We start from the raw sequence: 23,629 nt of genomic DNA on the forward strand, positions 1-23,629 counted from the left end.
GCTGGCGCGACGCGAGCCGGCCGTGACGTTCGCCCGTGTGGTCAATCGAACGCGCCGGCTTCGAGATCTTTCCTGAAATGCTGGAGCCAGTCGCTTGCATCGCCGAGCGGATATTCCCGCGTTGCGTGCGTCGAGCGTCGGGTGATCGTGACGAAGCCGGTCTGGCCGATGTTCTCGTCGCCCTTCGGATCCGTCGTGTCCGTCTCGCGAAGGGTGAAGTCACTCCCCGACAGTCCGCGGCCGTGCAGCGCCGCGAGATATCCGTCGTGTTCGTTCGGTTCGATCAATCGCATGATTGCGCTCCCGTGCGTGCGGTGTTTGATGAGCGTGTGTTTGCGCGTATCGCGGCGGTGAAGCCATCGCCGGCGGCGCGTGCTCGTTTGCGCCGGCCGCCGAATGACGGCGGTTTGCCTGTCTCGCGTGGCTGCGTGCGCTGCACGATGATTGCGCGAAGCGGGAAGGGCGTTATCGACGCAGGCCCTTCATGTTTTCCGCTTCCATCGCCGCTCGCCATTCCTCGCGCGCCTCGATCGGGTCCATCTCGTCTTCGACCGACGACATCGCGCGTTCGGCGACGGCCCGCGCTTCGTCCGACAGGAAATCGGAATCGGCGGCCTCGTCTTCGGGCGGCAGCATCATGTCGCGAATCATCGCCTCCAGTTCCGGCGTGTCCCACGGCAGGCCGCGCTGCGTTCGGACCTTGATGTAATGCATGACTTCAGCGTTCTGCTCGGGCGTCAACGGCAAGCCGCGGAAGGTGCTTTCAGGGTCGGGAGCAATCATGATGTGTTCTCCGGCTTTGGCGGCTTTAGTGTAGCGCTGTGGCTGGGGGGAGGGGATAGGGGAGGTTGATGGTTGTCGGGTTGGGGGCGTTGTTTGCGAGCCTCTTCAACTTGAGCGGGGCAAAGCGGCTTCGCCAGAGTTTGTTCGTTATGGAGGATTGGCTGCTATCGACCCTCTTCGGCCGTTGCGACGCGATGTGCCGAACGGCGGGTACGGTCAAGGAGCCGATATCGCGCGATTGCCTGACCAGAAGCGCAATATGACGAAGAATGGCCGGGTGCAGATCGGCGGCTTTCGGCGCACCCCTGCAGAAAGCAGAAATCGAGGTATGAGATTCGAATGGCAAATCGCGGCCGGGGTGGGCATGAAAATCTCCCGCGGGAACAAATCAAATGCTTTTCGAAGCGCTTCGTTTGGCGCGTGTCGCCCGCTTCTTCTCGCCCGGCGCGACGACCTGGGAGACGTTGAAGGTCTCGACGATCGGCTGGGGGCCCATCGCGGATTGCTCGCGGATTGTGCGAGCGAGCTCGCGCAGGCGCGTGAGGACCGTTTCATACGGGATGAAGGTTTTGCCGTCCTCGAGCAGCCAACCCTCTTTGGACGTGTCAGGAATTTCGTGTGCTGAGGCCGGTTAAAGGTCTCAGTTGATGGCGGAGGTGAATCGCTCGCCGAACAGAATGGCGAACTGATTAACTGCTTGCCGCCAAGTGATAGGCGGCATCTTCCAATCCTTTTCGATGTTGCGCAAGGCCAGATACAGCAGTTTGCTGGCGGCTTCGTCGCTCGGGAAGTGGCCGCGGTTCTTGACGATCTTGCGCAACTGCATGTGCATGCTCTCGATAGCGTTTGTCGTATATACGATTCGACGCACCTCCGGCGGATAGGCAAAGAAGGGAATCACCTGTTCCCATTGGCGCTGCCACATGGCCGCGACGGTAGGGAATTTGCGGCCCCACTCGCTCTGCGCAAAGGCGTCGAGCGCCGCTGCCGCCGCCTCGGCCGTGGCGGCCTGGTAGATCGGCTTGATCGCGGCAGCCAGCGGCTTGCGATCCTTCCAGCTCGCCAGATTCAGCGAATTGCGGATCAGATGCACGATGCAGGTCTGGATTTGGGCGGCCGGATAGACCGCCTCGATCGCTTCGGGGAAGCCGCGCAACCCATCGACCACCGCGATCAGGATGTCGTGCAAGCCGCGGTTCTTCAGCTCGTTGAAGACCTTCAGCCAGAACTTGGCGCCTTCGGTTTGCTCGATCCACAAACCCAGTACTTCCTTGCGGCCGTCGGCGCGGATGCCCAGCGCCAGATAGACCGCCTTGTTCTTGACCGTGCCTTCGTCGCGGATCTTCAGCCGCAGCGCGTCGAAGTACACAATCGGATACATGGCCTCGAGCGGGCGCTGCTGCCACTGTTCGACGTCGGCCAGCACCTCGTCGGTGACCGTCGAAATCAGGTCGGGCGACACCTGCAACCCGTACAGTTCCAGCAGATGGCCCTGAATCTCGCGAACGCTCATGCCGCGCGCATACATGCTGATCACGTGGTCGTCGAAGCCTGGCAGCCGGCGTTGGTACTTGCCAACCAACTGCGGCTCAAACGTCGCCTGTCGATCGCGCGGAATATCCAGCTTCAGTTCGCCGTTGGGCGTCAGGACCGTCTTGGCGCTGGTGCCGTTGCGGTGGTTATAGGCTTCCTTCTGGCGCGCCTCGAGCTGCGTCGCGATCCAGCGCTGGACCGAATTCTCGTGAGGAAGGAGTTTCAGCGTATCGCCCTGCGCGAACTTGCCGTGGATGAGGTCGTGCTGGATAACTTCGATCCGCCGACGTGCGAGGAGCTGAAGATCGCTCGTGGTTGTCGGAGGACGATCGGAGGTGCGTTCAAACGTCATCACGTCCTCGGGTGCCCACGGCGGCAGGACGGCGTCGGCCTCGGTGCGGCGGAGCGCGTGGACGCGCATCCATTTCGGCCGGATCGGGAATTCAGGAATCTGCTCTAGCCGCTTCAAGGCTGCGTGGGTGGCTTCGCCGGGAATCTTGAGCAGCCGATCGAAGATCATGTCGCGCGCGTCCTGCGCTTTGTCGCGAAGGTCCGGCGAATAGACAACCCCGTTGGCGCGTTCGACAACCTCGCTTGGCCGCACGCCTTCGAACGCCATGATGAGTAGCTGTTCGAGCCGGGTAACCGAGAGCGTGGTCGGGGAGGTGACCTCGCGATTGAACCGGCTCCCGACCAGACGGGGCAGCAAGGTGCGGCACAGCGCGGCCTTTCCGGGCGGATCGAGTCTAATCATCGTCGCGCGTAGCGCGTCGACTGCTGTGTCTCCCTCGAGCCCGAACAATATGAGCAGATAGTAGCCGGCGGAGACGGGATCATGTGTGTCGGTCACGCGGCTGGCGATGGTCTTGTGAAACCCGTCGGCGGTGAACGGCATGGCGCGCAGCAGCACCGACGCGACCTTTTCCAGCATCACCGCGTCGATTTCAGGATTATCGGCGAGCTGATCGATAAGGTCGGGAACGATTAGCCGGCCAAGCGACGGATCGGCATATTCGAGCCGGTCCATCAGCGCTGCCGATCCCGCTGCCGTCGGCGAAGCGCCTAACCTGGTCGCGCTCAAGCGGCTCTAGCACCAGCACTGCGATCGGGTCCGCCGGATCGACCGGCACCGGTTTTTCCTTGTTGTGTAGCGTGTCGCGCACTTCCTGCTCGAAACCGGGTGCCAATGGCGGTGGCGGATCGGGCATCGCCAGCCACTTTTCCATCGATGCACGGTCGGCGGTCGCGTCCCAGTCGGTGAAGCGGCTGGAGATATAGATATGCGTGCGCTCTTCGTAGCCGGCGATGGAATCAGCGAGGGTACGGGCGGCTGCGTCGAAATAGACACCTTGGTCGCGCGCCTCGTCGACGGAATCGATAAACAGCCAGCACTCAGCCGTCTCGTCCGCCTTCCACGCCGCAAGACGAGCACGGTCCCCGGGCACGAGCCCGCCCTCCAGTCCGGCACGCGCGACGTCATGGACGCTTGCCGTGAAGGCGAATTTGTTGGCTGCTTTGAGCGCGGTACATTGAGTCTGGAACTCGGTCGATTTGCCGCTACCCGCCTCGGCGAGGATAACCACGCGGCGCATCTCCAGTAGATCGCGCCAGGATGGGTACAGCTTGAAGTCACTACCGAATAATCCGCGGAATGGCCGCTCGTCACTCTCGGTGGCGCGTCGAAACCGGCGATTGAGGGAAACGGCGTCGTTGTTCTTCATTGTTGCTGTTCAGAGTTCAGTCGACCCGGGCACCATAGACGTTAGCATAAGACAGAAGCAATCATCGATCACCGACGCTGCTTGAGTCCTGCAAGGCTTGTAGCAAGCAAGTCCGTTACTGCATTGTGACTGACTCAAAATCGGTGCTCAGCCGTCGTTGGCTCTCGTAGTCGCTATGGCCGGTTTTGGCCGATCACCGTCACTCCCCCCCAAACTCCTCAAACGCCTTCAACGCATGCGCCGCATACATCATCGAAGGCCCGCCTCCCATATAAACCGCCGTCGCCAACAAATCCTCGAATTCCGCCCGGGTCGTCCCGAGTTTCACGAGCGTCTGCACGTGGAACCCGATGCAATCGTCGCAGCGTGATGCGATCGCGATGCCGAGCGCGACGAGCTCGCGCGTCTTTTTCCCGAGCGCGCCTTCTTTCGTGCCTGCGGCGGCGAGCGCGGCGAACGCCGACATCAAATCCGGTTGCGTCTTGCGAAGCGCGCGCATTTGCGTCGCGACTTCGCCTGTCAATTCCCGATAGCTTTGCGGCAGGGCCATAGTGTTTCTCCGATTACGCACTTTGAACGAAGCGACACCGTTAGCCCGCGCCCAACCATCCCGTTCGACGCGCAATCGCATCGGCGCATTGAAACGGCAACGCCTTTGCCCGCAAGCGCCCACGCCGGCGCGCACGTTTCGTCCGATCTTTCGCGTGAGGCCGCGCAATGCCGCGCGAGATCGAAACGCATTTACCGCTAACGGATCGCACTCGCCCTCGAGCATAAGAAAGCCTGTCGGCGACGATTTGATCTGCCGCAATCCTCACCCGGTATTGCTCGGGCTTCCCGACCCGAACGCGTTGTTGAACGCCATCTCGAAGTTGTTCACGCCGCTCGCGTCGACGATCTGCGCCATCGTCGCCGCATAGTCGATGAAGTAGGGCGCCGCGCCGAGCAGCAGCGAGATCTGGTGCGCGTAGCTGAATCCCGCCTGATCGAGCGCCATCGACGTATCGACGAGACCCGCGAATCCCGCGTCGTTCAGCACGCCCGGCCCGAGCCAGCCGATCGGTATCGAGAACCAGCCGGCCGCCTGTTCGTTCGTCGTCACGAGGTTGGGCAGCAGGCCGAGCATGTTGCCCGCGTTGAAGCCGTTCGGCATCGACAGTTGCGTGAGCGATTCGGTCACGCCCGCCGCGTTGTCGGCCGAGTTGATCGCCGTCGAGGTGCTCGTGAAATCCGCGAACTTCTGGCCGAACGCGCCGATGTTCAGGAAGTTGTCCGGCTTCGCCGCGCCGCTGATGCCCGTGCCCGCGATCGCGCCGATGCCCGCGCCGAGCAGCGTGCCGAGCACCGCGCCCCATGCGGCGCCCTTCGCCATCGCGATCAGCATCGATTCGGCGTTGCCCTTGCCGCCCGCGTACCCGATCGCGAGCCCCGTGCCCGCGCCCGCGAGCGTGCCCTGGATCGCGCCCGCCGCGACGAACGACAGGAATGTCTTCGTGCCGCCGATCAGCGTGTCGATGCCGGCCGCGGCCGCGCCGCCGAGCGCGCCGCCGATCAGCGACGTCGCGCCGCCGAGAAATGCGCCGAGGAACGCGCCCGCCCACAGGTTGCCGCCCGCCTTCTGCGCGGCGAGCTCGCCCGCGATCGCGCCGCCGAGGCTGCCGAGCGCGACGCCCGCAAGCAGCCACCCGCCGATGTTCGCGGACAGCACGCCGAGCGCGACGAGCGTCGCGCCGCCCGTGAAAATCGCGCCGACGACGCAGGCCGCCGCGAGGATCGCGACGCCGATGATCTCGAGCACGCTCAGGAAGCTGCAGCCGTTCGGGTCCGCGAGCAGGATCGGATTGCCGAGGCAGTACACGTACGGATTCCACGCGCCGACCGTGTAGACGCTCGTCACGACGGGGTCCGGGCTGATGAACTGGCCGACGCGCGGGTCGTACCATCGCAGGCCGTGGCACACGAGGCCTGTCGCGTCCGCCGCGCCGAGCGCGAGCGCCACCGCCGCGACGCCGCCCGCCGGCGCCGCGCCGTCGGCCGGGCGCGCGTAGCCGAACGGTGTCTGCCGCACGCGCGTGCCGTACGCGCCGCCCGAATCGGTGATGAGATCCATCACGCCGAGCGCGTTCGGATGCACGAACGTCAGCGCGCCGCCGATGTCGGCCGCGATTCGCTGCCGGCCGAACGTGATCCACACGATCGCCGTGCCGCCCTGGAATTCGACGTCTTCGGTCGGACTGAAATACGTCTGCGCGCCGTTCTGCGTCGAGCGCACGCGGCGGCCCTGGTAGTCGTATGTGTGCGCGATTTGCGTCGCGTCCGGCAGCGTGACGCCGCTCAGGTGATCGGCCGCGTCGAACGTCGCCGCGCCGAAGCGGCCCGTCGTCATCCGGCCGGCCGCGTCGAACGCGGTCGCCGCGCCGCCGACCGACGCGAGCCGGTGCGTGCCCGGCTCGTACGTCAGCGCGCCCGCGTCGGTGACGGCCGTCGCGTTGAACGCATCGTCGAAAGTCCAGCCATGCGCATCGGCGGGCGACGCGCCTTGCCGGTAGTTCGCGCTCGTCAGCCGGCGCAGCGCGTCGTAGCCGAAGTCGACGCTGTCGTCCGCGGCGTTCGCGCTCGCGAGCGTCGTGACGAGGCCGTCGCCGCGCGTGAGCGTCGTGTCGCGCAGCACGTTGCGCGATGCGTCGAGCACGCGCACGCGCGCGATGCCGCCCGCGTTCGCCGCGTAGTCGATCAGCGTCGATGCGCCGTTCGCGTAGTCGATCGACGTCAGGCGTCCGAACAGATCGTAGGCGGCGCGCTTCACGACGCCCGATGCGCTGACGAGCCGGCCGTCGGCCGCGTAGCCGTAGACGACCGTGCGGCCCGCGCCGCCCGGCGCGGTCGCGGGCAGCGTCGCGCTCGCGAGGCGGCCGAGCGCATCGTACGCGCGCCGCGTGACGAAGCTTTGCGCGGTGCTCGCGACGGTGCGCGTGGTTGCCGTCCTGCGTCCCGCCTCGTCGTATTCGAAGACGATCGCGCCGAGCTCGTCGGTGATGCGCCACACGCGCGTGAAGCGATTCGCGACGATGCCGTCGGCGGGCGGCGCGCCGTTCGCGTCGGCGTATTCGTAGCGCACGCGCGGCGTCGGCTCCGCGTCGTGATACACGTTCGTCACGCGGTTCATCGCGTCGACTTCGGTGCGCACGATCTGGCCAGCCGCGTTCGTGCGCGCGCGCTGATTGTCCGATGCGTCGAGGAGGAACACGGTGCGGCCCGTGTCGGGGCTTTGCTGCGCGAACACGCGGCCGAGCAGGTCCAGCGCGAACGCGACGTGCGCGCCGCCCGGCAGCGTCACGTCGCGTACCTTGCCCGACGGCGCGTACGCGTAGCGCTGCTCGACCCAGTGATCGCCCGCGTTGCGCGAGACCGACACGAGCTGGCCCGCGGCGTCGTACTCCTGCCGCTCGATGTCGACGGCCGCGCCGCCCGGCCAGGTTTCGCTGGTGATCACCGTGCCGCCTTCGCGGCGGCTCGTGACGACGAGCCCGTCCGGCCGCGTGAGCTGCACGAGCCGGCCGAGCGCGTCGTAGGTCGACGTCGTCGCGCCGGTGCCGGCGGACGGCGGCTGCCAGTTGCCGCCCGTCGCCGCGTACGGCAGGAACGATGCGGCGACGAGGCCGCGCGCGTTGCGCCGCACCGCGTTCGTGACGGTCCACTCGCCGGGCCCGGCGGCGGGCGTGCCCTTGCCGAGCACGTTGCCGGTGCCGTCGATCCACGTGACGGCGCACACGGTGTCGTTGCCGCCATGTGCGCTGCGCGTCGCGCTCGTCACCGTCGAGATCGCGCCCGTCGCGTACGTGAACGCGATCGTCGGCAGCGCCGGCGTGTCGAGCGGGCCGATCGTCGCGACGACGCGGCCGAGCGCGTCGAACGCGTCGGTCGTCAGATGGCCGTTCGCGTCGGTGAGCGAGGCGGTCTGGAACACGCGCGCGTCCGTCGTCGCCGACACCGCGTTGCCGAGCGCGTCGATCACCTTGACGACGCGCTGGCCGCTCGCGTCGTATTGCAGCGTCTGCAGCGCGCCGAGCGGGCCTTTCGTCGCGAGCGTCGGGCCGGTCGCGTTCGAGCCGCGTTCGTGCGCGCGCCGCGTTTTCCACCAGCCGGCCGCGTCGCCCGGCAGCCGGTGGTAGCCGTATCGGGTGAGATCGGGCAGGTTCTCGCCCCAGATCGACGCGGCGAACGCGTCGTCGAACACGCGGTCCTCGATGCGCGTGACGAGCCCGCGCGCCGCCTGGCCTTCGGGCAATCCTGCGAACGCGTCGCCATCGTAGAAGCAGACCGATTCGGACACGATGCTTCCGTCGGGCGCGGATTGCGTGATGCGCGCCGGCAGTCTCAGGTTCTTGCCGCCTGTGGCGAGCGTCGTCGTCGTCGTCACGTCCTGGTCGGGCGCGGCGACGCCGGCGCGCTGCGCTCGGGTGCGTTGCGACGTGACGTCGCCTTCGCTCGTGATCGCGAGATAGTCGACGGTGCGCGTCGATACGGCGGCGCTCTGGCGTTCCCAGCGCTCCTCGGTCGACGTCGTGCAGTACGGCACCGCGATCCGCTTGCCGTTGCCCGCCGCCGACGCGACGAGCAGCGCGTCGTATGCGTGCCGCGTGATCGAATAGGGGTGGCGCTCGAGCGGCGAGCCGTCGAGCCCGTACGTGGCGGTGACGAGCGGCTTGCGGCGCAGCGCGCCGAGCTTCAGCGCCTCGTCGCCCGCGAGCGGGCGGGCCGGATCGGCCGGATCGAGCCCGAGATGGAACGTCGTCTCGACGCGCAGCGTCGGGCACGACGCGTCGCCCAACTGCTCGCTGTCGACGCGGCCGAAGCCGAGGAACGTGCGCGTCGCGGGATCGTAGCGCGCGTCGTGATACGCGTAGCGGGTCGACGTCGTCGCGCCGGTGCCGTGGTCGGTCTGGTCGGTGCGCGCGACGCACTGGATCGGAAACGGGTGATAGGTTCGCCACGGCGCGCCGGCCTGCGCGTCGTCGCGCGCGTACTCGGTGCTCGTGCGGTAGCCGATGTGCGTGCTCTGCGCGTCGCCGTGCGCGAGATCGGTCAGCAGGTACGGCTTCACGCCGCCGCCGAGATCGAGATAGGTCTGGCGCGAAGCGCCCGCGATCGACGGCAGCTGGAAATGCACGCCCGCCGTGCCCGAGCCGAGCAGATCGACGACCCGGTAGCTGCCCGGCAGCGCGATGGGCGTGCCGGGGATCGCGACGGGCGCGGCGAGCCGCGTCGCGCCGACGTTGCGCCACACCGTGACGGATTGCAGGCCGACGTAGACGAGATCCGCGCAGCCGTCGCCGTCGACGTCGTACAGCGCGAGCCGGTGCGGATCGAAATCGCGCGCGAACGCGGGCGACGGCGTCATCGCGATCGCCGCGTCCCAGCCGCCGTCCGCGCGCGCGGGCCAGTACGTGAGCCCGCCGCCCGTCACGCGCACGATGTCCATCAGCCCGTCGCCCGTCATGTCGGCGAGATGCACGTGCGGATCGGCGAGCGACACGGGCGGCGTGCGCGCGGGCGGCAGCACGCGCGGCGCGTCGGACCATGTCGCCGGGCCGTCGCGCAGGTAGATCAGCCAGCCGCGGCCGGTGTCGAGCAGGATGTCGGTGACGCCGTCGCCGTTCAGATCGACGAAGCGCAGCCGCACGTCGCTCGGCGAGACGGCGGGCGCGCGCTCGAACACGATCGGCCGGCCGAAGCCCGCGGGCGCCGAGCCGCCCGGCGCGGACAGCGGGTAGTAGCCGGAGAACGGCTCGTCGAGCACGAGCACGTCGACGCTGCCGTTGCCCGACATGTCCGCGAACGCGACCGACGGCGCGGACAGCCGCAGCGGCGCGGCGGTGCGCGCGAGCGGGCGCGGCGCGCCGAACTGCCCGCCGCCGAGGTTCGGATGCATCGTCGGCATGCCGTTGCCGAGATGCACGATGTCGGGCAGCCCGTCGCCGTTCAGGTCGACGAGATCGGTGTCCGGGTCCGACAGCGGCGTCGTCCAGCCCGTCACCGGCACGAGCGCGGGCGCGCCGGGCCGCGAATACGCGAACGTGCGATCGGGCGCGGCGAGAACCGAGCCGTCGGCCGCGTGGCCCTGCTCGCGGATCGTCGCGAGCAGCGAGCGGCCGCGGCCGTTGTCGTCGTCGTACAGCAGTGTCCAGCTGCGCACGAGGCTTGGCGTTTCCGTCGTCGCGTGCAGCTCGATGCGGCTGCAGCGCTTGTCCAGCGTGACGGGCGCGCCGTAGCTGCCATCGACGATCGTGTCGGGCCGGTCCTCGTACGCGAAGACGAGCCGATGCGTGCCCCACGCGATCGTCTGCGGCACGCGGGCGCCGCCGACGGCGAGCCACGTGTACGCGATCGCGTTGCCGGCGCTGTCGGCGCAGCGATCGACGAGCCACGCGGCGGGCAGCGCGCCGCCGTCGCCGATCTGCGCGTTCGCGCTCGTGCCGAGCGTGTACTGCGTGTCGGTCTTGTCGGTGGCCGTCCATGACGCGCCCGTGAACTCGATCAGCAGTCCCGTCGCGTCGACGATCGGACGAAAGCGGCGCGCGCCCATGTCGACGAGCTCGCCGACGCCGACGAGCGTGCACGCGCCGGGCGGCGCGGGCTCGGCCGCGCCCGTCGCCGGCGTGATCCTGCGGCGGATCGTCATCAGCCCGAGCGACCAGCCGAGGCCGAACGCTCCGTCGCCCGCGCCCGCCGAATACTGCAGCGTGTGCGGCGGCGTGATGCCGTTCGGGCCGGCCGGCACCGTCAGATCGAATTTCAGCGTCGCGGTGCCGGTATTCAGATCGACGCTGAAGTCGCCGCCATCGCCGCCGACCGATCCGCCGCCCGAAGGCAGGTTCAGGATCTCGTCGGCGGTACCGCTTGTCTTGGCCACGGTTCGCCTCCTGGTCGGAATTCAGCCGCGCGGCTTGAATGCATAGTCGATGACGAGCACGAGATTGATGAGCGACGACAGATCGAGCTTGCCGCCCGGCGCAAGCGACGGATTCGCGGCGGCGCTGAGCGCGAGCGTCCAGTCGCCGAGCGCGGAGCCGCCGATGGCGCCCGCCCACGCGCTGGCCGCGCCCTGCGACGAGATCGCGCCCGTCGCGTCGGTCGTGCCGGACAGCGCGCCCTTGCCGGGCGCGGCGAGCGCGATCGTGACGTTCGACGCGGACGCGCCCGGCTTCATCGCGACGAGCAGGCTTACCGCGGTGACGGACGGCCCGGTCTGATCGATCGGAAAATCCGCGGCGGACAGGTTGAGCGTGAGCTCGCCCGTCGACACGAAGCCGTAGAACAGGTCCGGATACAGCCACGCGAGCGGAATCGAACGCTCGCGGTTGTAGAAGCCTGGCCGGCTCGCGAGCTGCGCGAGCACGGGCTGCACGAGGCGCGGGTCGAAGCGCGCTTCGTAGATGAACGTCAGCACGACGTCGGTCAGCGTGCCGTAGTTGATGTCGTTGAGCGCGGGCGGCAGGCTGAGCGTCCAGCTGCTCGCCACGCCCGCGCCTTCGAAGATGCCCGTCTGGTTGTCGGGCGGCGGCGCGAGCACGGCGTCCTGCACCGGATCGTAATCCGAAATGACTTGCGTCTCCGCGCTCTGCACGCGCACCTTGCTCGGCGCGGCGGGCGTGGCGACGTCGGCGGGCAGCCGGTAGAACGAGATGCCCTCGTTGCCGAGCGTGCCGGAGATGCCCGTCGGCGGCACGATGCCCTGCACCGACACGAGCACGCGCCGGATGCGGCCCTGGTAGGTGCCGGGGTAGGCGGAGTCGAAATCGTCGAGCGTCGTCTCGAACGTCATCGTGCCCGTCTTGCGCAACTGCGTCTCGAACAGATAGCCGTAGCGGCTCGCGAGCGAGATCGATTGCTTCAGGTATTGCTTCTTGCCGCGCTTCGCGTTGACGAGGTCGTCGGTGAACGACTGGATGTCGGCCATCAGCGCGTCCGCGGCAAGCAGCCCGTTGACGACGCCCTGGTACGACGCCTTGATGAACGACACGCTTACGTCGTTCTCGAAGTTGTACGCCTGCTGCATCAGCTTCGCCGCGCGCAGCGCCATGTTCATGTAGCGCTCGTAGATCTGCTGGATGAAGTTGCCCATCGCCTTCCAGACTTGCGGCGTGAACGTGTCCGCGTCGAACACGCCGAGCGTTTGCGCGGCTGCCTGCGCGTTGAGCTGCGCGACCGCGAGATTCGCGCCCGCCGCGCTCACCTGCGCGTTCGCCGCGGCGAGCTGCGCCTGCGCCTGCGCGAGCGCCTGCTGCATTTCGGCCGTCGTCCGGTTCATGCTGTCGATCTGGAACTGCTGGCTCAGGCGGTTCGCGGCGAGATTGGTCGCGGCCGCGACGGTCGCCGAATCGCCGGAGATCCGCTGCCCCGACAGGTATTGATTCGCCATCGCGCTCACGCCGTTGTAGTCGCCGTCGTCGCCGCCCGACACCTGCTGGCCCGTCGCCTGGATGACGATCACCTGGCTGTTGAGCGCGCCGTACTCCTGAGCATTCTTCGCGGCGTTCGTCGCGCGCGTCTGCGCGACCGTGACGCCCGCCTGATACGCGTGCGCCTGCGCTTGCGCGACGGCGAGCTGTTGCTGCGCGGCGTCGATCTGGCCGTTCGCCTGCGAAACCTGGTTCGCGAGCTCGGTGCGGGTAAGCGTCGCCTGGTCGGCCTGGTTCCAGAAGTTGATGACCTGGTTCTCCGCCTGCTGCGCGAGCTGCGCGAAATTGATCGCCACCTGCTGCAGGTAGCTGAACGACCAGATCGGCACGGCCGCCGCGTAGTTGCCCCAATAGTCGAGCCCCGCGCCGATCTGCACGAGCTTCGCGTAGACCTCGAGGAGCACGGTCGCGATGGCGACGTCGTCCGCCGACACGCCGCCCGTGCCGGTTTGCGCGAGCGTCGCGAGCTGCGGTAGCAGCGCGGTCGCGCGCTTTGCAGCGACCGCGAGGCCCGCGGTCTGATAGAGCGCCGTCGCGGGCGCGGCCGGGCTGCCCGGCGTGACGACCTTGCCGTAGGCGCTCGTCGCGCCCGCGCGGTCGCCCTGCAGATACAGGCTGTCGCCCCATGCGCGATAGAGTCCCGCGAGTGCGGCCCAGACGTACGGGCCTTCCGTCGTCGTGTTGATGTACGCGTAGCCCGCCGCCTGCAGGTAGGAGGTCTCGGCGTTCGCGTAGTCGCCGAGCGCCTGGTAGCACTGCGCGATCGCGAGCGGGATCGTGTAGAAGTAGTCGTGCGGAAGCAGCACCGCGCGCTCCCACAGACTGTTCGCGTTCGTCAGCGCGTCGGGCAGCGCGGTGGCGCTCGCATGCGGCGCGTAGAGGATCGTCTTGATCGACGCGATGTCCGGCGTGCCGCTCGCCGCCCACTGGATCGTCCTGACCGCGGTTTGCGCGCCGCTGCCCGTGAGGAGACCGACCTGCTTTTGCGCAAGCAGCGTGATCGGCAGTTTCGGTATCGGCAGGATCTTGATCGGCGTGAGCGCGGCGGGCGCGAGATCGATGCCGCGCGGCGGCATCATGCCGATCGCCGCCGGATGGAACGCCTGCGCCGCGCCAGGCGAAGCCGACGCCGCGACGGTTGGATTCGCGCCCGGCAGCATGGTCGGATTCGGCATCTGCGGCGGCGAGAATGCGCCGGCGACGGAGGCGTCGAGCGTTTTCGCGCGCGCGGCGGCCGCGCTGCTCGCGGCGCTGTTGCCCTGCGCAGTGTAGAGCGACGCGAGCTGCATGTCCGACAGCGCCTGCGCGGTCGCGGCCGGATTCGCGCTGACGGGCGTGAGCCCCGCGCCGTGCAGCGCGGCGACGCCGGCGAGCGCTTGCGCGGGCGGCGGCGTCGCGGGCCGCACCGGGCTCGCGGGCGCCGGCACCGACAGCACGTTCAGCCATTGCGACGTCGCGGACAGCAGCGAATCGAACAGCGCGGCGTCGCGCGGCAGCCGCGAGCGCAACCTGCCGCCGAGATCGGGGTCCCATTGCGGATCGAGCTGCGAGTAGATCAGCGATTCGCAGGCGAAGTAATCGTCGAGCGCGGCGTCGTACGCGCGGGCCTTGAACGACGCGGCGGCCGACGCGAGCAGCGCGTCGATCTGCGTGAGCAGCGCGGCGTCCGCGCTCGACGTGCCGATCGCGCGCGGATTGACGGGCGGACGGTCGATGAAGCTGTAGGTCAATACACGCTGTGTGAGCGAAAGCATCGTGGCGCCCCCCGGCAATGGCGTGCGGCCGCGCGCGAGCGCCGGATGGCGGTCGGCCGGCCATGCACCTGGTTCACTGTTGCAACTCCGTTCGCGCGAACAGCGATGACGGCATCGAGCGGTGCGCGCCGCTTCCGCCGAGGCAATGCGAAATCGAAAACCGGCGTGTCGAGACAATAGGACGCCATGCCCGCGTATAGGCGCGCACGTCGTCGCTTTAAGTGATTCGCTGTCTCTATATCGTATTGTCAGATCAATTCGATCGTCGAAATGTCCAGACTTATCCGAAAAGACAAAACGCCGGCGGTCGGATCGCGACGTGTCCCGTTCAGGTGCGGATGCGTGAAGATCCCCGTCGCGGCGTATGCCGCGCGCCGCGAGCAAGCGCTTTCTTTCTGACTTCGTGAGCTTGCCGGAACGCGGCTTGCTCTACTTTAGGCCGATATTCGGCCAAGTCAATTCGCCTTTGAAAAAGCGGCGCATTCGCATTGATCGGGCGGTTCGATTCGTTGACGGACGATTTGATTGGCTTCGCTAATTAATTAAAAACGGCGAGCGAAATGAGACGCATCCCTCGGCATCGCGCAAGCGTGTGGCCGCCGCATGCCTGAAGGCGTTCGCGGCGCGCCGGCGCGCGTGAATGCGCGATGGCGGACCCGGTGCGATCGTCGATTCGCCACGGGCGTCGCGGCCTCGAAAAAAACAAAACCCGGCGGCCCTCGCCGGGCCGCCGGGTCCTCGTTTGCGCGCTTGTTGTTCTGTCGATTCCGTCGCACCCGCTCGGGAATATCTGTGTTATCGCGAAACGACGCCAAGGTGCTACCGAACGCGTTTTTGTTCCGGCCGGGCAATGCGCGGTCCGCCGGGCGCCGTTTCGAATCGACGGCGCGCGATTCGCCGAAGCCGATGTCCGTCGCGCGTGCTTCGCTCGCCGCCGCCGCAGATCGCCGCGGCGGCCGGCTCGCGGTCAGCCGGCCCTCGCTCGACGGTCACAGGCTGAGCGTGCCGCTCTTGCTCGTGCCTCCAATGATCGGCGCGCAGACAGTCAGCTTGTAGTCGAGCTTCCCGCCCGGCACGTCGAGCGTCAGATCGACTTCAGCCTTCAGCTTGCCGACGGAGCCGCCGCACTTGCCGCTCGGATGCGCGGCGTTCACGGTGCAGCCGCCGACCAGTTGCCGCGAGATGTACAGCTCGGCCGTCGCGGAAGGGGGCTCCGCGCTGGTGCGGAATTCCACCGTGACTGGGCCGATCGTCACCGCGTGGCACGACGCGTCGAAAATGCTGCCGTCGAGCTGGTCGGCCCGAATGTGCGTGAGCAGTTCCTGGTTCATGCCTGTTCTCGGTGTCGTCGTCGGGAAATCGGAGCGCACGGGCGGCGCTCGCGCGCTCACTCGGCGTCGAGCGCCGCCTCGGCCGTGTGCGTGGCCTCGTGGCGAAACAGCCCGACCTTGACGGGAATGATGCCGTTCGCGCCGCGAATGAAGATCTCCTTGTGATACCGGCTCTCGAACGAGCAGGCCGGCGTCCGGTACTTCTTCACCGTCGGCGACGGGCGTCCCGCGATGCCCACGACCTCGAGCAGCATCCCGCCGATGAACCCGGGATCGTGCGCGAGATGGATGTTGCCGACGTGAAGCGGCGCCTCGCCTTCCGCGACGATGTGCAGGAACCCCGGCACGTGCGGGCTCAACGCCGTGTACGCGGCCGTCGCGCTCGCGATCGAGACGAGGACCAGGCGTGGCTGGATGATGTCCGACGAACTCATGTTGGTCTCCGCGCGCTGCTGGGCGCAGCGTCATCAGTCGATGGCAGCGTCGTTGGCGGCTTGGGGCGGCGCTGGTGAGACGAACAATATGGCGGCGGTGGGGCGAAATCCATTACAGGCGATTACGTCGGCGACAGTCATTCGCCGGCACGCCGTTCGAGGGGCGACGTTGCGCGCAATACGTTCGGCGTTCGCAACGGAAAGGGGGGGCGTTCTCCGCCCCCCGATTTGATCGGCCGCGAATGCCCGGATCGCGCGAGAAGCCGCGATCGCGGGCGGCCTTCGCTCGTCTACGCGGCGTCGAGCGTGTCCAGGAAGGTCTCCGCTTCTTCGTCCTTGAGCAGCCGGACCTTGACGGTGACGATGCCGTTGGCGCCTTGGACGTAGATCGTGTCCTGATACTGCCCCTGGTACGAATACACGGGCGTCCTGTAGGGGGTGATCGGCCCGAGGCGCGGCCGCCCCACGACGCCCACCACGGAGAGGCCGCCCGGCGGATACCACATTTGCGGCGTCAGATGAGGATTGCGAATGTTCAGCGGCTTTTCACCTTCCGCGTACACGTGGAAGGTGCCGAGCAGATGCAGGCTGAAGGACGTATACGTGGCGTACGCGCGGGTAACGGGCACCAGCACGATACGGGATTCAACAATATCCGAACTCATGTTGATCTCCAGAGATCACAGCTTTGTAGCGATCGAAAATGGAGGAAGCGTCATTGCCGCCACGGGGCGTGTCGGCAAATGGAATTTATGTTGCCGAATCAGGGAATTCCATTACATCGGATTACGTGCCGTTCGGATATTGCCGAATGTGACAGTCGACGATGGTTCGGCGCGACCGGCATTCGCGTATTGCGGTGTCGGGATCGAAGCGCATTTAATGCCGTCGCGGCGAAGCGCCGTTCCCGGGCTTATCTCGATATTCGGGCGCAATATTCCCGGGTGGCGTTCTTACGGCCGGGTACGCGATAAAAAAAGACCCGGCAATCCGTTTCCGGACGCCGGGCGCTTTCGTTCGCTTGTTGTTGTTCGACGATTTTCTGGTTTAGACGGAATTCGTCTTCAGTTGTCGTGCAAACGATTCGGAATGCTTCGCGCGCCGGCCGGCTGCGATTCGGCCGGCGCGTCGCGTTCACGCGGCGTCGAGCGCCTGCAGGAATGCGTCGGCTTCTTCGTGCGGGATCTGCTTGACCTCGACGACCTCGGTCTTGTTGCTGCCGTGCACGACGATCGTCGGGTGAAATACGCCCTGGAACGTATGTCGCACCCGGTACGGCTGCGTGCCGCTCGACAGCGGTCCCGTCCAGCCCATCACATCGATCTTCAGTCCGCCGACGAAGCGCGGATCGCGTACCAGTTGAATGCCGGTCGTGAAGCGCGGCGCGTTGCCCTCGACCTCGACGATGAGCGCGCCGGGTACGCGCAGGCCCAGCCACACATAGGTGGCGGTCGCTTTCTCGAACGGCTCGGGTCCATAGAATCCCATGACGGTCTCCAAATGCTAGATATCCGTAACATTTTCGGAATATTGAATCGTGACCGGCATAAAGTTCTGCCGGTGAAATAAAACTAGGCGAGACGATCGTCAAAATCCATTACAACCAATTACGCCTTGTCGGCGATGCGGCGCTTGCCTATGATTCAACAGAATCTGATTTCGACCGTCAATCATTGACATAAAACGCGCACGACGTCCTTTTTGGGGCGCCGCCGGGCGCCGTGCATTTTTCACGCGGGTCGACGAAATGGCGTTATTGGAAAACGGCTTTTCCGGGGAAACCAGTTTGCTGCGCGCGCGCCACGTATTGGGTCGCGATCCGCAGCGTTGCGACACGGTCATCTCCGATCCGTACGTATCGCGCATTCACGCCAGCATCTGCTGGACGGCGGGGCGCTGGGAACTGCACGATCACGGGCGAAACGGCACGTTCGTGTCCGGGCGATTCGTCGGCGAGGGCGAGTGCGTGGTGCTGCGCGACGGCGATCTGCTCCAGTTCGGCAGCGCGGGTTCCGTTCGCTGGCGCGCGCGCGAGTTGGGCGAGCCCGTCGACATGCTATGGCCGCTGCGCTCGCCCGCGCAGCCGATCGCGCTCGATCGCGCGCAGGCGCTGCCGGGCGCCGCGTTCACCGTCAGCCGCTCCGCGCAGGGCGACTGGCTCTGCGACGACACGACGCCCGCACGCGTGCTGCACGACGGCGACGCGGTGACCTGCGGCGAATTCGCGTGGCAACTGGTGCTTGCCCATCGCAACGTGACGGCCGCGCTGCCGCGCGCGGCGCAGGCGGCGACGCTGCCGCAGCGCGTCGACTTCACGGTGAGCCGCGACGAGGAGCATGTGACGGCGACGCTGCATACGCGCGGCGGCGCGGTCGATCTCGGCGCGCGCGCCCATCACTATTGTCTCGTGACGCTCGCGCGCGCGCGCTTCGCCGATGCGCAAGCGGGCTACGACGCGGCTTCGCGGGGCTGGATCGAACTCGACGTGCTCGCGCGGATGCTCGGCCTCGACGAATCGCACGTCAACGTGCAGATCCATCGCGCCCGCACGCAGTTCCTGCCGCTCCTGTCTCCCGGCTCCGCCGAACTCGTCGAGCGCCGCCGCGGCGGCGTGCGCTTCGGTGCGCTGGCATTCCGCGTCGTGCGCGGCGATCGGCTCGAATGCGAGTCGGCCGAGGCCGGCGCTTCGGCGCCGCTGCCCGATCCGCTCGCGCGCGGCGCGGCGACGTTCGTGTCGCCCGTCGCGCTCGGCTGAGCGGCGCTACATGTCCGCTCCTGTTCTGGATGAACGCGCGCGCGCCGGCCATCGCCGTTCGCCGCGCGGGCTTGTGCCGCCGCTGCCTGGCGAAGGCGACGAACTGCAAGGCGAGCATCGCTACCGGCTGGGCGGGGTGATCGGCGAAGGCGGCGCGGGCCGCGTGCACGAGGCGATCCGGCTCGACACGTCGCAGCGCGTCGCGATCAAGCTGCTGCTCGAGGACGCGCCGCGCGGCGCGCGCGAGCGCACCCGGCTGCGCGCGCGCTTTCGGCGCGAGATGGCGCTGTGCGCGCGGCTGTCGCATCCGCATGTCGTCGCGCTGCTCGACAGCGGCGAGACGCCGGACGGCCTGCTGTTCGCCGTGTTCGAGCACGTCGCGGGCCGCACGCTGCGCGCGCGGCTCGCGGCCGACGGCGCGCTGCCCGCCGAGGCGACGGGCGCGCTGATGGCGCAGGTGCTGGACGGTCTCGCGCACGCGCATGCGAACGGCGTCGTGCATCGCGACCTGAAGCCGCAGAACGTGATGGTGACGACGCTCGACGGCGAGCCGTGCGCGAAGATCCTCGATTTCGGAATCGGCGCGCTGCTGCCCGATGCGCGCGCGGCCGACGAACTGACGCTCACCGCGACGACCGAGGTGCTCGGCTCGCCGCAGTATTGCGCGCCGGAGCAGTTGCGCGGCGAGCCGCCGACCGCGAAAAGCGATTTCTACGCGTGGGGCCTGATGGTGATCGAGTGCCTGACCGGGCATCCGGTGATGCAGGGCGCGAGCGTCGCGGACGTGCTGTATCAGCATCTGAGCCCCGTCGACGTCGCGCTGCCGCCCGCGATCGCCGCGCATCCGCTTGGCGACGTGCTGCGCGATGCGCTGAACAAGGACCCGCGGCTGCGCGCGGAGTCCGCGCAGGCGCTCGCGAACCGGTTTCGCGCGATCCACTTTCCGGCGCTCGTCGGTGGCCTGCGCTACGGGCGGCGCGCGCAGGCGGAGCCGGGCGTCGCGTATCGCGAACCGGGCAGGACGATCGCACCCGACGCGCCCGTCGGCCGTCGGCAGGTCACGGCGCTATGCTGCCGCGTTACGGTCGTCGCGACCGGCGCGCAGCCGGACGATGCGGCAGCGGCCGAGGAGGCGCTCGACGCATTCCACGCGCAGTGGCTCACGCGCTGCTCGGACATCGCGGTGCGCTACGGCGGCCACGTCGCGGGCGCGCTCGGCGACACGCTGCTGGTCTATTTCGGCTACCCGGAAGGCATCGATCGTCCCGCGCAGCGCGCGTGCCGCGCGGCGCTCGAAATGACGCGGCATGCGGGGCAGCCGGCGGACGCGCCGTGCTCGCCCGGCGCCGGTGCGAGCGCGCCGGCGTGGAGGATCGAGATCGCGGGCGCGATTCACGTCGGCACCGCGCTTGCGAACGCGCGCGGCGCGTCGGGCGGCGCGATCGCGAGCGCGGCGGTCGGGCTGCAGCGCATCGCGCCGCCGGGCGGCATCCTGCTGAGCGACGAGGCGGCGCGCGCGCTCGAGCGCCACGTCGACGCCGCGGCGACGCCGCTCGTGTTCGCCGCACCCGGCGCCGCGCCGCAGCCGGTGCGCGAGCTGCTCGGCGAGCGCTACGAGCGCGGGCCGTTCGAATCGCTGGAGCTCGGCGACGCTGCGCCCATCGTCGGCCGTGACCGCGAGCAGGCGGCGCTTGCGCGCGCATGGCGCGACGCGGTGCGCGCGGCGGCGGGCGGCACGCGCGCGCAGCGGCGCGCGACGCTCGTCGTCGGCGAGCCGGGCATCGGCAAGTCGCGGCTCGTGCATGCGTTGCGCGAGACGGTGCGCGCGCAGCGCGGCGCGTGCGCCGCGTGCGTGTGCCTGCCCGAGCAGACGAACCATGCGCTCTTTCCGATCCTGCGTTTCGTGCGCGCGCGCTGGCAGCTCGATGCGGGCGATCCGCACGCGCTCGACCGGATGCTCGAAGCGTTCGACGGCGATCGGGCGTCCGCGCGCGCGACGCTTGCCGCGTGGCTCGGCCTGCCGGGCGGCGCGCACACGCTGCGCTGGTCGGGCGCGCGGCAGCAGCAGGCGCTCTTCGACGTGCTGTGCCAGTTGCTCGGCTCGCTCGGCGGCCGCGCTCCCGTGCTGCTGATCGTCGACGACGTGCAATGGTGCGACAGCGCGACAGGCGATTTTCTCGACGCGCTCGTGCGTCATCCGGCATGCGCGGCGGTGTGCGTCGTGCTGACGTCGCGGCCGGAGCAGCTCGAGCGGTGGCGGCGCGGCACCGAGCGGCTGATGCTGCGCCGCCTGTCGGCCGCCGCGACGCGCAATCTGATCGTGTCGCTGATGCCCGGCGCGGTCGCGGACCGCGCGGCGCTCGACTTCCTCGTGAAGCGCACGGGCGGCGTGCCGCTGTACGTCGAGGAAACGATCCGCGCGCTCGCCGAAGGCGGCGTCGCGCCGACCGCGAGCGGGCGCCTGCCGGACCTCGCGGAAGCCGGACGATGTCCGCTGCCGGGCAGCTTGCGCGAGACGCTCGAGCTCGCGCTCGAACGTGCGGACGGCGCACTCGACACCGTGCAGCTCGCCGCGACGATCGGCCTCGAAGTCGATGCGCGGCTGCTCGCCGAAGCCTCGCCGCACGCGGGCGCGGAACTTGACGACCGGTTGCGGCGGCTGCTCGAAGGCCGCGTGCTGTACGCGCAGCACCGGATCGGCGGCGCGACGTACGTGTTTCGCCACGCGCTGCTGCGCGAGGCCGCGTACGAATCGATGCCGGCCGCGATGCGCCGCGAGCATCACCGGCGCGTCGCGCGGGCGCTGCTCGCGCGCGGAGCGGACGGCGATCCCGCGGCGCTTTCGGCGAGCATCGCCGACCATTTCGCGCGCGCGCACGCGTTCGCCGACGCGGTGCCGCACGGCATCGAGGCCGCGCGCCACGCGCTCGCGCGCGCGTTGCACGACGACGCGATCCGCTACGCGGGCGCGGTGCGCGGCTGGCTGCTGCATTGCGACTACCCGGGGCAGCAGGAGGACGCGGTTTCGGTCGACCTGACGCTCGCGCACGCGCAGATGGCGCGCGACGGCTGGGGCGATCCGCGCGTGCGCGAGCATACCGACCGCGTGCTGTCGCGCGTCGGCGAGCTGAGCGACGCGAAGGCGGCCGTGAGCGCGTTGTGGACGGTCGCCGTGTATCACCACGTCGCCGGCGATCGCGAAGCGGTGCGGCGCACCGGCGCGCAGCTCTCGGCGCTCGCGCACGCGTCGGCGCGCGAGGATCTGCGCGTCGCGGCCGATACGCTGCGCGGCATGGCGCTCTGGATCGACGGCCATTACACGCTCGCGCTCGACGCATTCGACGCGGCGCTCGCCGCGTACGACCCGCGCCGCGACGGCGATCATCGGCGCACGTTCGGCCTCGACACGCGCGCGTGGGCGCTGTCCGCGCGCGCGAGCGTGCTCTGGGGCATCGACGACGACGTCCCGGGCACGCTCGCGCTCGCGCGCGATGCGGTGCATCTCGCGACCTGCAGCGATCATCTGCCCACGATCGGCGTGACGATGATGTATCTCGCGCGGATGCAGCAATGCGCGGGCGACAGGGACGGCGCGCGCGCGACGGCGGACGCGGCGCTGGGGCTGTCGCGCTGCTACGGGCTCAACGCGGTCGAACGCTACGCGGCCGTCGTGCGCGCGTGGTGCGACGGCGATCGCGACGCGGCGCGCGCGAACGTCGATGCGCTGCGCGAGTCGGGATGCCTGCTGGGCCTCACGTATTACGCGTCGGTCGTCGCCGATATCGATGCGGAGCGCGGCGACGCGCACGCCGCGATCGCGACGCTCGACGAATGCGTCGCGCTTGCCGAAGCGATGGACGAGCGCTATTACGTCGCGGAACTGCTGCTCAAGAAGGCGCATTGCGTGCGCGATGCGTACGGCCGCCGCGCGGCCGACGAAATCGATGCGCTGTGCGCGCGGGCCGCCGCGGTCGCACGGCAGGGCGGCATGGCTCGAATCGCGAAGAAAGCGCAGACGGAGCTGCGCGAGCTGCACCGAGGACTCCGCTCAACCATTGGAGAAGAGCGATGACAGACCGAAGCCCAAGCATGCCGACGTACGACCAGTTTCTCGAATACCGCGCGGTGATCGTGCAGGCGATCGCGGTTGCGTGGCACGACAAAGCGTTTCTCGACGATCTGGTCGAGCATCCCGTCGAAACGCTGCACAAGCGTTTCGACTACCGGTTCCCGATGAAGATGCATCTGAAGGTGCACAAGCAGAGCGCGACGTGGACGCCGCTCGTGAACGGCGGCTGGACGACGAACGAAATCAACGGCCTCGAGCTCGTGCTGCCGCCGGCGCCGAAGCCGGAGCAGTGCGCCGCCGCGCTCGCCGCGTACAACGCGAAGCACATCAGTCTGTTCGGACCGGACCGCAAGGAGATCTGACATGGCCGACAACAACGCCGTCCCCACCCAGCAATCGCTGCTCGAGTTCCAGGAAATCTACCTTCGCGCGATCGCGCTGGCGTGGGAGAACGAGGAGTTCAAGCGCAAGCTGCTCGCCGATCCGCACGACGCGCTCGAACGCTATCTCGACTATCGCTGCCCGTGGATACTGAATCTCAAGATCGTCGAAGCGCCCGCGAACGAGCCTGCCTATGGCTGGAATGCCGAAAAGCAGCGCTGGTATCTGCCTGTCAATTCGTTGAGCGTCGGCATTCCGGCGCAACCCGCGAACCTCGCTGAAGAAGCCATCGCGCTCGCCGCGTACAACGACGCCGGGCCCGCCTACCTCTTCACCTGCTGCTGAGCCGTTCACACGGCGACCTGCGGCGCGGCCCGGCGCATTTCGCGCGCGGACCGCGCTTTTC

The 23,629-nt window shown here is 68.3% G+C and carries 17 protein-coding genes; 5 read left to right on the forward strand and 12 right to left on the reverse strand.

Annotated features, from left to right (window positions below; genetic code table 11):
* Positions 1–41: 41 nt before the first annotated feature.
* Both BTH_RS14745 and BTH_RS14750 read right to left on the reverse strand, forming a co-directional pair.
* A complete protein-coding gene (locus BTH_RS14745; RefSeq protein WP_009893028.1) occupies positions 42–293 on the reverse strand; it encodes a hypothetical protein in 252 nt (83 codons plus the stop codon).
* Positions 294–465: 172 nt separating this feature from the next.
* On the reverse strand, positions 466–783 hold the full coding sequence (locus BTH_RS14750; RefSeq protein ID WP_004522844.1) for a hypothetical protein: 318 nt from the start codon (positions 781–783) through the stop codon (positions 466–468).
* A gap of 157 nt (positions 784–940) precedes the next feature.
* On the opposite strand from BTH_RS14750, the gene BTH_RS33610 reads away from it, so the two are divergent.
* Positions 941–1,408, forward strand: a complete 468-nt coding sequence (locus tag BTH_RS33610; RefSeq protein WP_144245583.1) for a hypothetical protein — start codon at positions 941–943, stop codon at positions 1,406–1,408.
* A 15-nt stretch (positions 1,409–1,423) separates the two neighbouring features.
* On the opposite strand, the gene BTH_RS31035 is transcribed toward BTH_RS33610, so the two are convergent.
* The 10 genes from BTH_RS31035 to BTH_RS14800 form a co-directional block, all read right to left on the reverse strand.
* Positions 1,424–2,668: an IS256 family transposase gene (locus BTH_RS31035; RefSeq protein WP_025369608.1), complete on the reverse strand. Its 1,245-nt coding sequence runs from the start codon at positions 2,666–2,668 to the stop codon at positions 1,424–1,426.
* 598 nt (positions 2,669–3,266) lie between these two features.
* Positions 3,267–4,037: a hypothetical protein gene (locus BTH_RS33615; protein WP_127446432.1), complete on the reverse strand. Its 771-nt coding sequence runs from the start codon at positions 4,035–4,037 to the stop codon at positions 3,267–3,269.
* 199 nt (positions 4,038–4,236) lie between these two features.
* Positions 4,237–4,587 (reverse strand): carboxymuconolactone decarboxylase family protein, encoded by a 351-nt coding sequence (locus tag BTH_RS14770; RefSeq protein WP_009893022.1) that lies wholly within the window; start codon positions 4,585–4,587, stop codon positions 4,237–4,239.
* 264 nt (positions 4,588–4,851) lie between these two features.
* Positions 4,852–10,950: a toxin TcdB middle/N-terminal domain-containing protein gene (locus BTH_RS14775; protein WP_009893020.1), complete on the reverse strand. Its 6,099-nt coding sequence runs from the start codon at positions 10,948–10,950 to the stop codon at positions 4,852–4,854.
* Positions 10,951–10,971: 21 nt separating this feature from the next.
* Positions 10,972–14,253, reverse strand: a complete 3,282-nt coding sequence (locus tag BTH_RS14780; RefSeq protein WP_025404066.1) for a hypothetical protein — start codon at positions 14,251–14,253, stop codon at positions 10,972–10,974.
* Positions 14,226–14,441, reverse strand: coding sequence for a hypothetical protein (locus BTH_RS35685; protein WP_009902837.1), 216 nt, complete (start codon positions 14,439–14,441; stop codon positions 14,226–14,228). Before BTH_RS35685 ends, BTH_RS14780 begins: the two co-directional genes overlap by 28 nt.
* Positions 14,442–15,242: 801 nt before the next feature.
* The gene (locus BTH_RS14785; protein WP_009893010.1) at positions 15,243–15,584 is read right to left on the reverse strand and encodes a hypothetical protein; all 342 of its coding nucleotides are present in this window, start codon (positions 15,582–15,584) and stop codon (positions 15,243–15,245) included.
* 56 nt (positions 15,585–15,640) lie between these two features.
* The gene (locus tag BTH_RS14790; RefSeq protein WP_009893009.1) at positions 15,641–16,018 is read right to left on the reverse strand and encodes a hypothetical protein; all 378 of its coding nucleotides are present in this window, start codon (positions 16,016–16,018) and stop codon (positions 15,641–15,643) included.
* Positions 16,019–16,308: 290 nt separating this feature from the next.
* Positions 16,309–16,683 (reverse strand): hypothetical protein, encoded by a 375-nt coding sequence (locus BTH_RS14795; protein WP_011401794.1) that lies wholly within the window; start codon positions 16,681–16,683, stop codon positions 16,309–16,311.
* A 469-nt stretch (positions 16,684–17,152) separates the two neighbouring features.
* Positions 17,153–17,506: a hypothetical protein gene (locus tag BTH_RS14800; RefSeq protein WP_009893006.1), complete on the reverse strand. Its 354-nt coding sequence runs from the start codon at positions 17,504–17,506 to the stop codon at positions 17,153–17,155.
* Between the two features lie 268 nt (positions 17,507–17,774).
* Here BTH_RS14800 and BTH_RS14805 point away from each other — a divergent pair, with 268 nt between their 5' ends.
* Genes BTH_RS14805 through BTH_RS14820 form a run of 4 tightly spaced genes read left to right on the forward strand, consistent with a single transcriptional unit; the run spans position 17,775 to position 23,568 of the window.
* Complete coding sequence (locus BTH_RS14805; protein ID WP_009893005.1) at positions 17,775–18,773, forward strand: FHA domain-containing protein; 999 nt, start codon at positions 17,775–17,777, stop codon at positions 18,771–18,773.
* 10 nt (positions 18,774–18,783) lie between these two features.
* Complete coding sequence (locus tag BTH_RS14810) at positions 18,784–22,845, forward strand: TOMM system kinase/cyclase fusion protein (protein WP_011401796.1); 4,062 nt, start codon at positions 18,784–18,786, stop codon at positions 22,843–22,845.
* Positions 22,842–23,204, forward strand: coding sequence for a BMA_0021/BMA_0022 family TOMM bacteriocin (locus BTH_RS14815; protein ID WP_009893003.1), 363 nt, complete (start codon positions 22,842–22,844; stop codon positions 23,202–23,204). The genes BTH_RS14810 and BTH_RS14815 overlap by 4 nt, the downstream gene beginning before the upstream one ends.
* A 1-nt stretch (position 23,205) precedes the next feature.
* Entirely contained in the window at positions 23,206–23,568 is a 363-nt protein-coding gene (locus tag BTH_RS14820; protein ID WP_009893002.1) for a BMA_0021/BMA_0022 family TOMM bacteriocin, read from the forward strand.
* Positions 23,569–23,629: the final 61 nt, after the last annotated feature.

Origin of the sequence: Burkholderia thailandensis E264, assembly GCF_000012365.1 — a bacterium.
Lineage (GTDB): Bacteria > Pseudomonadota > Gammaproteobacteria > Burkholderiales > Burkholderiaceae > Burkholderia > Burkholderia thailandensis.

Coding starts and splice junctions, on each gene's coding strand:
- BTH_RS14770 (WP_009893022.1), bottom strand. CDS start 4,587: ATGGCCCTGCCGCAAAGCTATCGGGAATTGACAGGCGAAGTCGCGACG.
- BTH_RS14790 (WP_009893009.1), bottom strand. CDS start 16,018: ATGAGTTCGTCGGACATCATCCAGCCACGCCTGGTCCTCGTCTCGATC.
- BTH_RS14820 (WP_009893002.1), top strand. CDS start 23,206: ATGGCCGACAACAACGCCGTCCCCACCCAGCAATCGCTGCTCGAGTTC.
- BTH_RS35685 (WP_009902837.1), bottom strand. CDS start 14,441: ATGGCGTCCTATTGTCTCGACACGCCGGTTTTCGATTTCGCATTGCCT.
- BTH_RS14780 (WP_025404066.1), bottom strand. CDS start 14,253: ATGCTTTCGCTCACACAGCGTGTATTGACCTACAGCTTCATCGACCGT.
- BTH_RS14795 (WP_011401794.1), bottom strand. CDS start 16,683: ATGAGTTCGGATATTGTTGAATCCCGTATCGTGCTGGTGCCCGTTACC.
- BTH_RS14810 (WP_011401796.1), top strand. CDS start 18,784: ATGTCCGCTCCTGTTCTGGATGAACGCGCGCGCGCCGGCCATCGCCGT.
- BTH_RS33615 (WP_127446432.1), bottom strand. CDS start 4,037: ATGAAGAACAACGACGCCGTTTCCCTCAATCGCCGGTTTCGACGCGCC.
- BTH_RS14745 (WP_009893028.1), bottom strand. CDS start 293: ATGCGATTGATCGAACCGAACGAACACGACGGATATCTCGCGGCGCTG.
- BTH_RS14750 (WP_004522844.1), bottom strand. CDS start 783: ATGATTGCTCCCGACCCTGAAAGCACCTTCCGCGGCTTGCCGTTGACG.
- BTH_RS14815 (WP_009893003.1), top strand. CDS start 22,842: ATGACAGACCGAAGCCCAAGCATGCCGACGTACGACCAGTTTCTCGAA.
- BTH_RS31035 (WP_025369608.1), bottom strand. CDS start 2,668: ATGACGTTTGAACGCACCTCCGATCGTCCTCCGACAACCACGAGCGAT.
- BTH_RS14800 (WP_009893006.1), bottom strand. CDS start 17,506: ATGGGATTCTATGGACCCGAGCCGTTCGAGAAAGCGACCGCCACCTAT.
- BTH_RS14785 (WP_009893010.1), bottom strand. CDS start 15,584: ATGAACCAGGAACTGCTCACGCACATTCGGGCCGACCAGCTCGACGGC.